Source organism: Paenibacillus koleovorans NBRC 103111 (assembly GCF_004000845.1).
Classification (GTDB): domain Bacteria; phylum Bacillota; class Bacilli; order Paenibacillales; family NBRC-103111; genus Paenibacillus_AA; species Paenibacillus_AA koleovorans.
In genome coordinates this window covers 1-10,699 of record NZ_BIMA01000169.1, presented here as the reverse complement: position 1 = coordinate 10,699, position 10,699 = coordinate 1, and the positions used below count along the sequence as shown (strand labels likewise).

Annotated in this window: 9 protein-coding genes and 1 pseudogene; 2 read left to right on the top strand and 8 right to left on the bottom strand. The window is 61.9% G+C overall.

The annotated features are described in order from the left end of the window. Positions 1 to 86 precede the first annotated feature (86 nt). Together PKO02S_RS30165 and PKO02S_RS30160 are read right to left on the bottom strand one after the other, a co-directional pair. The gene (locus tag PKO02S_RS30165) at positions 87 to 1,910 is read right to left on the bottom strand and encodes a DUF3866 family protein (RefSeq protein ID WP_127588726.1); all 1,824 of its coding nucleotides are present in this window, start codon (positions 1,908 to 1,910) and stop codon (positions 87 to 89) included. A gap of 392 nt (positions 1,911 to 2,302) precedes the next feature. Then, on the bottom strand, positions 2,303 to 3,448 hold the full coding sequence (locus PKO02S_RS30160; protein WP_127588725.1) for a M20/M25/M40 family metallo-hydrolase: 1,146 nt from the start codon (positions 3,446 to 3,448) through the stop codon (positions 2,303 to 2,305). A gap of 89 nt (positions 3,449 to 3,537) precedes the next feature. Between PKO02S_RS30160 and PKO02S_RS34120 the strand changes: the two genes are divergently transcribed. Continuing rightward, on the top strand, positions 3,538 to 3,747 hold the full coding sequence (locus tag PKO02S_RS34120; protein ID WP_127588724.1) for a hypothetical protein: 210 nt from the start codon (positions 3,538 to 3,540) through the stop codon (positions 3,745 to 3,747). A gap of 18 nt (positions 3,748 to 3,765) precedes the next feature. Here PKO02S_RS34120 and PKO02S_RS30150 read toward each other — a convergent pair whose 3' ends face one another. The 4 genes from PKO02S_RS30150 to lpdA all read right to left on the bottom strand — a co-directional run bounded on the left by PKO02S_RS30150 (position 3,766) and on the right by lpdA (position 8,813). After that, the gene (locus PKO02S_RS30150) at positions 3,766 to 5,172 is read right to left on the bottom strand and encodes a dihydrolipoamide acetyltransferase family protein (RefSeq protein WP_127588723.1); all 1,407 of its coding nucleotides are present in this window, start codon (positions 5,170 to 5,172) and stop codon (positions 3,766 to 3,768) included. 29 nt (positions 5,173 to 5,201) lie between these two features. Continuing rightward, positions 5,202 to 6,185, bottom strand: coding sequence for an alpha-ketoacid dehydrogenase subunit beta (locus PKO02S_RS30145; RefSeq protein ID WP_127588722.1), 984 nt, complete (start codon positions 6,183 to 6,185; stop codon positions 5,202 to 5,204). 3 nt (positions 6,186 to 6,188) lie between these two features. After that, the gene (locus tag PKO02S_RS30140; RefSeq protein WP_127588721.1) at positions 6,189 to 7,202 is read right to left on the bottom strand and encodes a thiamine pyrophosphate-dependent dehydrogenase E1 component subunit alpha; all 1,014 of its coding nucleotides are present in this window, start codon (positions 7,200 to 7,202) and stop codon (positions 6,189 to 6,191) included. Between the two features lie 180 nt (positions 7,203 to 7,382). Continuing rightward, the gene (gene lpdA / locus PKO02S_RS30135; protein ID WP_127588720.1) at positions 7,383 to 8,813 is read right to left on the bottom strand and encodes a dihydrolipoyl dehydrogenase; all 1,431 of its coding nucleotides are present in this window, start codon (positions 8,811 to 8,813) and stop codon (positions 7,383 to 7,385) included. A gap of 241 nt (positions 8,814 to 9,054) precedes the next feature. Here lpdA and PKO02S_RS30130 point away from each other — a divergent pair, with 241 nt between their 5' ends. Next, positions 9,055 to 9,321, top strand: coding sequence for a DUF2627 domain-containing protein (locus tag PKO02S_RS30130; protein ID WP_127588719.1), 267 nt, complete (start codon positions 9,055 to 9,057; stop codon positions 9,319 to 9,321). Positions 9,322 to 9,429: 108 nt separating this feature from the next. On the opposite strand, the gene PKO02S_RS30125 is transcribed toward PKO02S_RS30130, so the two are convergent. Together PKO02S_RS30125 and PKO02S_RS32645 are read right to left on the bottom strand one after the other, a co-directional pair. Beyond that, positions 9,430 to 10,389 (bottom strand): hypothetical protein, encoded by a 960-nt coding sequence (locus PKO02S_RS30125; RefSeq protein WP_127588718.1) that lies wholly within the window; start codon positions 10,387 to 10,389, stop codon positions 9,430 to 9,432. Between the two features lie 18 nt (positions 10,390 to 10,407). Continuing rightward, positions 10,408 to 10,699 (bottom strand): annotated as a pseudogene (locus tag PKO02S_RS32645) (glycosyltransferase family 2 protein); the annotation flags it as partial.

Below are 10,699 nucleotides of genomic sequence, written 5' to 3'. Positions count from 1 at the left end.
GCGAGTGGCGCAGACGCGACGCTAGCCGCAGCGCTGGCCGACCGCAGCGGGCCGGGCGGGCGGCCGCCAGATCAAGGCCGCCGCCGCTAGGGTAGCAGCGACAGGGCAAACTCGGCCGCCGCACATACCCCGGCCCAGAATGCCGGGTCGTCTCGTTCGCTCCTCCCCATCGTCGTGATGGGGAGGCTGTAAGCCGCCATCCGCTCCTGGATGGCGGCTCTTTCGATTCCCGCGATGTGGGGAATCGCGTGCATTTCCGCCAGCGCGTAGTCCGCTAGCTGGCGCTCGAGCTGTTCCCGCTCCTCCGGCCGTAGGCCGGTTGCCGGGAGCGGCAGGGTGGCCGGCGCGAGGCACAGCTCGCCCAGCACCGTCAAGGTGTGCGCGCTCAGGCCGCGATGCCGCTCTCTCGCCTCCGCGAAGCTAAGGCGCGGCATGAGGACCGGGCGGCCGCCGAGCGCTAGCGCGGCGTGCACAAGCTCCGCCGTCTCGGCGGCCGTATGGCCGAGACGGGTGCCGGTACCGACGATGCCCGGGCCCATCGTCGCGATCGCGATGTCCGCGCGAAGCACGTGCCGCGCGGCGAGCAGCGCCGTGAACTTGTTCACGGCTTCCAAGCTGCCGCCGTAGGCGTGGCCGTACGTGACCGTACCGCACAGCCAGCCGCAGGCGGTCAGCGCGGCGGCGTGTCGGCTGTAGGCGAGCGGCAGGGCGGCACCGTCGGACATGACGTAGGCGATCCGCGGCTTGGACCGCTGCGGCTCTTTGGGGGCGTTTACGCTTCCGGTGCTGCTGCTACCGGTGTTGCTTCCGTAGCCTGTTGGGCTGTTAGAGGCACTGGTGTTGCTTCCGTAGCCTGTTGTCCCGTTACTGGTGCCAGTGCTGCTTCCGTACCCTGTTGTGCTGTTGCTAGTACCGGTGTTGCTTCCGTAGCCTGTTGTGCTGTTGCTAGTGCCGGTGTTGCTTCCGTAGCCTGTTGTGCTGTTGCAGGTACCAGTGTTGCTTCCGTAGCCTGTTGTCCCGTTACTGGTGCCAGTGCTGCTTCCGTAGCCTGTTGTCCCGTTGCTGGTGCCGGTGTTGCTTCCGTAGCCTGTTGTGCTGTTGCTGGTACCGGTGTTGCTTCCGTAGCCTATTGTCCCGTTGCTGGTACCGGTGTTGCTTCCGTAGCCTGTTGTCCCGTTGCTAGTACCGGTGCTGCTTCCGTAGCCTGTTGTGCTGTTGCTGCTGCCGGTGTTGCTTCCGTAGTCGGTACTGATGCTGATGCCGGACAAGCCGCCGTAGCGCTCGCAAGCTGCCCGTTCGCCAGCCGTCCTCTCGTCATCACCCGCCATCAGCCACGCCGCCGCAATCGGCAGCATGCTGTGCAGCTCGCCGATCAGCACCGGCATGCCGTCTAGCTGCTGCCGTCGGCGGAACAGCTCGTGGTGCGGGCTCGCCGCCTCCTCTACGGCCAGCACCGATCGCTGCAACGGCGTGTAGCGCAGCTTCATGATATGGCCGCCTGCCGGTATGACGGACCCCGCTGGATCGCTCGACTCTCGCCTCTTAGCCGCCGTCGATATCGCCAGCGCTTCCGCCTCTCGTTCCACACCTATTTTTACACTCCCCCAAGTTGCCTCTGTCGCCTCGGCCTCGGCTTCCAAACCTGATTCCACACATGCCTCTGCCACCATCCCCGTCCGCCCCCGCGCGATCACATGGTGCACAAAATGCGCCCCTCCGCTTCCAAGCCGCAGCCGCTCCGCCGTCACGTTCAGCATCACCCGGTCCCCAGGCTCCACCGATCCTTCCGCCGTGCAGTCGTGCCAAGCCTGGCATTCCTCTTCCCGCTCCACATCCACGATCAGCTCCTGCCAGCCGTCGCGCTCCAGCACGATCCGCTTCACCGTCCCTGCCGCCAATTGGATCCCCATTGCTCGCTCCCCCTCTCTTTTTCCACTAAGGTATCACCCACTCTCGAAAATATGCCAAAAAATGCATAGCCCCCGCCCTTGTTCTTATCTGCCATCCGGATCGCCAGGATGACTGCCGAGCGACGGTGATATGGACGGGTCCGCTCTGACTGGTCTGAGTACCTAAGTATCCCATTCGAGAATCTAGCTTCGCGATTAGAGTACTTAGGCACTCAGATCCACATCCCCCACATAAAAGAAGGAAATTTGGTTCTCAGCCTGTTTATTTAGGTTCTCAATCCGAAGCCAATCGTAAACAAGCCTATTCTATCACATTTGATCTATCCAGCAACGACGCAAACACCCCGCCACTACCGTGACGGGGTGCTCTATTCCAGGCGGAGGATGTAGACTTACCCCACGCTGGCGGCGGTTTTCTTGACGATCGCAACGACGAGCTCGGCAGCGCCGACCAGCTCTTTAATCGCGATCTGCTCTTTCGTGGTGTGGATATGCTCGTAGCCAACGGCGAGGTTGACGGTCGGGATGCCCATGCCGTTGAACATGTTGGCGTCGCTGCCGCCGCCGGTGTGGAACGTCGACCCTGTGCGACCGATCGACTCGACCGCCTTCAGCGCCAGCTTCACGACCGGTGCGGTCTCATCGTACTTGTAGCCCGGGTAGATCATCTCGAAGTGGAATTCGGCACGCCCGCCCATCTCGGCGGCGGCCGCCTCGCTGGCTTGCCTCATCGTCTCGACCTGACGGTCCAGCTTCTCGGTCACGAGGCTGCGCGCTTCCGCATCGATGTCGACGCGCTCGCAGACGATATTCGTCGCCCCGCCGCCGGCGAAGCGGCCGATGTTGGCGGTCGTCTCGCTGTCGATGCGCCCGAGCGGCATCTTGGAGATCGCCCGGCTCGCCACTTGGATGGCGCTGATGCCGTCCTCTGGATTAACGCCCGCATGGGCCGACTTGCCGTAGAACGTGATGCGGATCTTCGCCTGCGAAGGCGCGGCTACGGCGATCTCGCCGATGTGGCCGCTGGAGTCGATGGCGTAGCCGTACATCGCCTCGAGCAGCTTCGGCGGGTTCTGCGCCATGGCGCGGGCGCCGAGCAAGCCGGACTCCTCGCCGGCCGTGATGACGTACTGGATTTTGCCGTGGCGGATGCCGTTCTCCTGCAGCACGTGGATCGACTCGAAGATAGCGGCGATGCCCGCTTTGTCGTCGCTGCCGAGAATCGTCGTGCCATCGCTGCGGATGTAGCCGTCGTCGTCGACCTGCGGCTTGATGCCGTTACCCGGCGTGACCGTATCCATATGGCAGGTGAAGAAGATCGTCGGGATGTTCTCTCCCCCCGGGGAAGCCGGCAGCGTCAGGATCAAATTGCCCGATCCGTGGCCGGTAATCGCGGCGGTGTCGTCCTCGAAGACGTCAAGTCCCAGGGAAGCGAATTTATTTTGGAGAAAGCGGCTGATCTGCTGCTCGTACTTCGTCTCGCTGTCGATGCGGACGAGCTCCAGGAACGTATCGACCAAACGATTTTGTTGGATCATGTTCTTTCCTCCCGTGCCTAGAATGAGGTACAATTAAGATTGTTCAATCCACGCCCGCCCGCACGCGGCAGGCGACGGAGGGGAAAAGCTTGAAAGCTCATCCCGCTATAATCCAGTATGACCTTATTAAGGAGTTGAATGCCGATGTTCCCGAAATGGACCGTTCGCGTCATGGTTTACGTCATGCTATTCGCCATGTTATCTTCGGTAGTTTTGTTTACAATCAGCATGTTGATGGAATGAAGCAGGACGGCTGCACCCCGTTTCTTGCCCGGTGCAGCCGACTCTCCCCCTTATGAACCCGCGTTGTCCCCCGCCTAGTACAGCTTCGTATCCAGCGTGAACCCTTCCAAATTTTCTTTGACTCGCTGCAGAAAACGCCCGCAAATGACACCGTCCAGAATACGGTGATCGAGCGACAAACACATATTGGCCATCGACCGGACCGCGATCATGTCCTGGATGACGACCGGGCGTTTGACAATCGTCTCGAAGGTCAAGTTAGCCGCCTGCGGATAGTTGATGATCGGATACGACAGGATCGAACCGAACGAGCCCGTGTTGTTGACGGTGATCGTGCCGCCCTGGATGTCGTCCAGCATTAGCTTGCCCGCCCGCGCTTTGCGCGATAGCTCTTCGATCTCCCGCGCTAAACCGGCGATGTTTTTCTGATCGGCTTTTTTGATGACCGGCGTAATGACCGAATCTTCCGTCCCGACCGCGAGCGAAATGTTGATATCCCGCTTGACGATGATTTTGTCGACCGCCCAGACGGAATTCATGATCGGATAATCTTTGATCGCATTGACGACCGCCTTCAGCACAAAAGCGAGATACGTCAAGTTGACGCCTTCCTGCTTCTTGAACTCGTCCTTCAGCTTGTTGCGCAGCAGCACGAGATTCGTCACGTCGACCTCGATCATCGTCCAGGCATGCGGAATTTCGGCAACGCTCTGGCGCATCCGGGTCGCGATCGTATTGCGGATCGGCGTTACGTCCAGGATGTACTCATTGCGGCCGCCGAGCGACTGGCCTTCGACCTCGACCTTCGGAATGGCCGGAGTTTCGCTCAGATGCAGGCCGGTCGTACGAACTGAAAGCGGCGCCCGTGCGAAGTCGCCAGTGCCTGCTGCGAATGTCGCCTGTTGCACGATCGGCGCTTGTACGGCGGCCGGCGGCAGACCGTGCTCGACCGCTTGCAGCACGTCCTTGCGCGTGATGCGGCCGCCGAGTCCGGTGCCCGCGATCCGCGTCAGGTCGAGGCCGTACTGCTGCGCAAGCTGCTGCACGGCCGGCGAGTAGCGGCCCCGCATCGGCGCGTTCTCGTCGGTCACGACCGAAGCCGCCCCTGGTGCTGGACGGCCGGCGGACGCGCCCGCAGCTCCATTGCTCGCCGTGTCAACCGCCGTCGCCGAGGACGGAGCAGGCTCGCCTTCGTTGCCGACACCGCCGGCTGCAGCCGTCGCATCTGCCGTCGAGATGACGCAGACGACGGAGCCGACCGGGACCGTCTCGCCCTCTTGAGCGATGATCTCGAGCATCGTCCCTTCAACCGTGGAAGGGAGCTCCGCATTTACTTTATCCGTTATGAGCTCGCAGATCGGCTCGTATTGCTCGACCGGATCGCCGGGCTTCTTCAGCCATTTGCCGATCGTAGCAGAGACGAGCGACTCCGCCAACTGAGGCAAGAGGATGTCCGTCCTGCCCGCCGTTTGTTTCGTCATACGCTATCCCTCCGCTTCTTGCGCGCGCTTTAGAACAAGGCCAGCTTCTTCATGGCCTCTTTCACTTTGTCTTTGTTTAACATGAAATGTTTCTCGAGCGGCGGACTGATCGGCATCGCAGGCACATCGGGACTGCACAGCCGCATAATCGGCGCATCCAGCTCGAACAGCAGCTCCTCGGCGATAATCGCCGACACTTCGCCGCCGACGCCCCCGGTTTTGTTGTCCTCGTGCAGCACGAGCACCTTGCCGGTTTTGGCCGCCGCCTTCAGGATTGCCTCCTTATCAAGCGGCTGCAGCGTGCGCAAATCGAGCACTAACGCGTCGATCCCTTCCCGTTCCAGCTCCGCCGCCGCTTCCAGTGCGAAGTGAACCGTCAAGCCATAAGTAATGACCGTAATATCCGAGCCGTCCCGCTTCACATCGGCTTTGCCGATCGGGACAATGTAATCCTCGTCCGGCACTTCGCCGATCGCGGATTGATATATTTTTTTATATTCGAAATAAAGGACCGGGTCCGGGTCGCGAATCGCCGCTTTCAGCAGTCCTTTCGCGTCGTAAGGCGTGGATGGGGCTACGATCTTGAGTCCGGGCGTGCCGAAAAAAATCGACTCCGGCGATTGCGAATGGTACAAGCCGCCGAAAATGCCGCCGCCGGACGGAGCGCGCACGACAAGCGGGCACGACCAGTCGTTGTTGGAGCGGTAGCGGATTTTGGCCGCCTCGCTGATGATCTGATTCGTCGCCGGCAGCATGAAGTCCGAGTATTGCATCTCGGCAATCGGGCGCATGCCATACATCGCCGCGCCGATCGCTACGCCGGCAATCGCCGACTCCGCAAGCGGCGTATCGAGCACTCGAGCTTCGCCGAACTTCTCGATCAGTCCCTTGGACGTCGTAAACACGCCGCCTTTGTACCCGACGTCCTCACCCAGCAGGAACACCTGGTCGTCCCGCGCCATCTCCTCGCTCATCGCCTCGCGGATCGCGGTCACATAGTTGATAACGGGCATCGGCTACTCCTCCCCTTCCGCTTCTGCATACACATGCTTGAACAGGTCGTCCGGCTCCGGGAACGGGGCATTATCGCCGTATTCCGTCGCTTCCTTGATCTCCCGCTGCAACTCGGCTGTGAGAACGGCGTCCTGCTCCTCGGACCAAATGCCAGCTTCGATCAAATACGCCTTGTAGCGGGGGAGGCCGTCGCGCTGCCAATGCATGTCGACCTCTTCCTTCGTCCGGTACGCCAGATCGTTGTCCGAGGTGGAATGCGGCGACAGCCGGTACATGACCGCTTCGATCAACGTCGGGCCTTCGCCGCGAATCGCGCGGTTGCGGGCTTCCTTCACGACCCGGTACACCTCGAGCGGATCGTTGCCGTCCACCTGCACGCCCGGGAACCCGTATCCGATCGCACGATCGGCGATTTTCCCGCTCACTTGGCGGTGCAGCGGCACGGAGATGGAATATTGATTGTTCTCGCACATGAGAATGACAGGCAGTTTATGTACGCCGGCGAAATTGCAGCCCTCGTGGAAGTCGCCCTGGTTGCTCGAGCCTTCTCCGAATGTAACGAAAGTGACGAGCTCCTTGCGGTTCATCTTGGCGGCAAGCGCGATGCCTACGGCATGCGGCACTTGCGTGGTAACCGGGCTGGAGCCGGTAACGATTCGATGCTTGCGGTGGCCGAAGTGGCCCGGCATTTGGCGTCCGCCGCTGTTCGGGTCCTCGGCTTTGGCGAAGATCGAGAGCATCAGCTCGCGGGCCGTCATGCCGACGGACAGCACGAACCCGTAATCGCGGTAGTACGGAAGATAATAATCGTTGTCGCGGTCCAGCGCGAACACGGCGCCGACTTGGGCCGCTTCCTGGCCGATGCCGGATACGTGGAAATTGATTTTACCGGCGCGTTGTAGAAGCAGAGCGCGTTCGTCGAACTTGCGGGCGAGCAGCATGGTGCGGTACATCTCAACGGCCTGCTCGTCGGTCAGACCGAGCTGTCTATGTTTGGTCAATTGCCCTACAGACATGGAAACGGCCTCCTTCATGCTTCAATTGTTTGGTACCTGGTCTTAAGAGTTGACACTATATAAGTATTATAAACGGTTTTAAGTATGATTACAATTTCGGCAAAGCCGCTTGAGGCACTAGAGTCGGTTGAAGGCGTTAGAGGCCGCCAGAGCCGTTAGAGGCGTAGTACCTTCAAATGGTTAGATGCCCAGCGAAAGGCCGTCGACGGCCAGCATCGCCTCGCCCAGCGCCTCGGACAGCGTCGGGTGCGCGTGAATCGCCTTGCCAATCTCCCAGTGGGCTGCGTCGAGCAGCTGCGCCACCGCCGCCTCGCCGATCTGATCGGTCGCATGCGGGCCGATGATGTGCACGCCGAGCAAATCCTGCGTGCGGGCGTCGGCTACGACCTTCACAAAGCCGTCCGCTTCGCCCAGCACAACCGCCTTGCCCAGCGCCTTGAAGGAAAATTTGCCGATCTTCACCTCGCGGCCCTGCTCCTTCGCCTGCTTCTCCGTCCAGCCGATCGAAGCGATCTCCGGACGGCTATAGACGCAGCGAGGCACTTGATGCGGCTGCGTCGCGCCGGCATGCCCGTCGTCTGCTCCCGCAATGTGCTCGGCCGCGCGAATGCCTTCATGCGCCGCCACATGCGCGAGCTGCAGCCCGCCGTTCACGTCGCCGACCGCGTAAATATGCGACTCCGTCGTCTGCATTTGGTCGTTCACTTGGATGACGCCTTTCACCAGCTTCACGTCCGTGTTCTCCAGGCCGAGCCCGCGCACATTCGCCTGACGGCCGACGCAGACGAGCACCGCTTCCGCCTCCAGCCGCTCTGGCTGCTCCCGCACGACGACCGTCAGCGCCGCTCCCGTCTCTGTCGCCTCGACCGACTCGGTCTGGACCAGAGCTTTCGTCAGCACGCGGACACCGCGTTTTTTGAACAGCCGCTCGAGCTCCCTCGAGATGTCCTCGTCCTCGCCGGGCAACAGCCGCGCATCAGCCTCTACTATCGTCACCTGCGCGCCGAAATCGCTCATCATCGAAGCCCATTCCACGCCGATGACGCCGCCGCCGATAATGACGATCGACTTGGGCAGCTCCTCCAGCTCCAGCGCCTCGTCGCTCGTCAGAATGCGCTTCCCGTCCGCCTTCAGCCCCGGCAGCAATCGCGGCACCGAGCCGGTCGCCAGGATCAGATTCGTCGGCACGATCGTCTCCGCTTCTCCGTTCGGCAGCTCGATGGCGACCGCCCCGCTGCGCGGCGAGAAAATCGACGGCCCGATGACGCGGCCGCTGCCTTGGATAATTTCGATTTTATTTTTTTGCATCAAATATTGCACGCCCTTGTACAACTGTTCCACGACCGCCCGCTTGCGGGCTTGCACTTTCTCGAATTTCAGTTCTACCTGGGAGGCTGAAATTCCGAACTCCTCGCTACGCTTCATGGTGGCGAACAACTCCGCGCTTCTGAGCAGCGCCTTGCTCGGGATGCAGCCCCGGTGCAGGCATGTGCCTCCCAGCTTGTCCTTTTCTACAATCGCAACGCTCTTCCCCAATTGCGCGGCGCGAATGGCGGCCGAATAGCCTCCGATCCCACCGCCGATCACCACTATATCGTATGTACGGGTCATAATATGGACGTCCTCCTTGGCTTGGCGCTCCTCTTCCCGTGCGACAGCACAGCGGCACCGATAAATTGACAGTCTCTATTGTACCCTTAAACGAATGTCGAAATATAGTCCGGCTTTAGCAATTAGACATAAAAATTGATTCAAGGTAATATAGTAACGAGTTGCCTTGCAAACGTTGGAATACGCGTGTGAAGTGTGCGAGCGGGATGCGCGAGGCAGGACAGAAACGGAGAATCGAACGATGCAGGACAAAGTCAAACGGTTTATCGCCATTATGCTGCTTATAGTACCCGGCTTTATGGCCACCTACGGATTTCTTGCGATGAAGGACGCGTTTTTCGCCCAGTTCGGGCCGGAGGAGCTGAATCCTTCGTTTATGTGGGGCAAATTTTTTATAGGCCTTATTTTGTTTTTCGCCGGGGTTGCCTTTATCGGGGGTTGGATCTTTTTCCGCGACCGCAAGCGCAATTATGTCGCTCCTCGGTTCAAGCAGAAGCGCAAGAAGTAGTAGTACGGGGGCTAGCAGGGGCCGGCTTACCGGGCTTGCTCGGCTGGCTGCTGGCTGGGCTGGCTGGGCTCGCTCGACTGGCTGCTGCTGGCTAAACCGGCTGCCGGCTCAGGCTCTTCCCAGCCGGTCGAACCAGCGCGCCAGACGGTGGCGCTCGATCCAGCCGGATATGGACCGCTTCTCGGCGTAGTAGTGCAGGCCGAGCAGTGCCACCACCGCCATCCCTTGCCCATATCCGGGCAGGATGGCGGTCATTGCCATGCCTGCGGCGAAGCCGAGGGCGTTCGCCCCGGCGTCGCCCAGCATATGGCGTGCCCGCAGATCGCCCGGCAGCAACAGTAGTGCCGCTGCGACCGAAGGCAGCAGCAGCACGAGCGGAACGCCGAGGAATGTGGCCGCGGGAAGCAGCAGGGCGGCTAACAGCAGCGCGGCGGTCAGCGCGAGGAACAGCTTTAACGCGCGGCCGGGGCGTAGGTCGAGCAGATTGAAGGCGTTGGCAGTCAGCGCGACCAAGGCGGCTTGGAGCAGGGTGGTGCCGGCGCCGGCCAGGGACGCGGACAGCCCCGATGACGCGGGCGGTGAGGGTGACGCGAGTGGCGCCGTGGTGACGGTCGCGGTGGCGATGAGCGCGGCGGCGGTGATGCCGGCGACCTTCAGCAGGCCGGTCGTGACCGTCCCGTCACGGCGCCACTTGGCCCAATGGCCGCGCAGCCCTTTCACCTGTCGATCGCCCACCGTGTCGTCCAGCCAGCCGACGACGAACACGAGCGAGATCGCCGCGGCATAGGGAGTGTATGCGGCGAGCAGCTCTCGAGGCGCGGCTGGTGCGGAAGCCTGGCTATTGACCGCCGCCAGGAGGGCCAGCAGCGCGATGTGCAGCAGCCACACGAACAAGCCCAGCCCCGTCGGGATCGGGATCTGGGCGTAGTTCGGCGCGGTCAGCCGGTGCGTGGCCATGAAGCGGAGCACCGCCGGCAGCGCCGCCCCTCCCGCTCCGAGCAGCAGCGCGAACAGCGCCGCGGGGAGCAGCAGCGTGTCCTCTGCCATTATCGCTAATATCGCCGTCATTCGCGCATACTCCCCTTCCTAAAAAGGATCTTTCAATGCGACTGGCGACGGCCGCCACCGGCTCGCGAGCGTGCGCAGCACCGCGGCGAACTGCCGGCCCCGGTGCACGAACCCCCGCCAGTCGCGATCCGTCTCGCGATGGCGCAGCGGCAGCGGCACCTCGACGACGCGGTAGCCGCTCCGGACGGCATCGATGGTCAGCCCGACCTCGATGCCGAATCCCGACGCGAGCGGCCGGGCCGCCTGCAGCAGCTCGCGCCGCAGCGCACGCTGCCCGGACAGCGGCGCGGCCGGCGCGAAGCCGCACAAG

What these genes read in the sequence shown, in the direction of transcription:
- PKO02S_RS30165 (WP_127588726.1), bottom strand. Translation starts at nt 1,910, where the DNA reads ATGGGGATCCAATTGGCGGCAGGGACGGTGAAGCGGATCGTGCTGGAG.
- PKO02S_RS30160 (WP_127588725.1), bottom strand. Translation starts at nt 3,448, where the DNA reads ATGATCCAACAAAATCGTTTGGTCGATACGTTCCTGGAGCTCGTCCGC.
- PKO02S_RS30150 (WP_127588723.1), bottom strand. Translation starts at nt 5,172, where the DNA reads ATGACGAAACAAACGGCGGGCAGGACGGACATCCTCTTGCCTCAGTTG.
- PKO02S_RS30145 (WP_127588722.1), bottom strand. Translation starts at nt 6,185, where the DNA reads ATGCCCGTTATCAACTATGTGACCGCGATCCGCGAGGCGATGAGCGAG.
- PKO02S_RS30140 (WP_127588721.1), bottom strand. Translation starts at nt 7,202, where the DNA reads ATGTCTGTAGGGCAATTGACCAAACATAGACAGCTCGGTCTGACCGAC.
- lpdA (WP_127588720.1), bottom strand. Translation starts at nt 8,813, where the DNA reads ATGACCCGTACATACGATATAGTGGTGATCGGCGGTGGGATCGGAGGC.
- PKO02S_RS30130 (WP_127588719.1), top strand. Translation starts at nt 9,055, where the DNA reads ATGCAGGACAAAGTCAAACGGTTTATCGCCATTATGCTGCTTATAGTA.
- PKO02S_RS30125 (WP_127588718.1), bottom strand. Translation starts at nt 10,389, where the DNA reads ATGACGGCGATATTAGCGATAATGGCAGAGGACACGCTGCTGCTCCCC.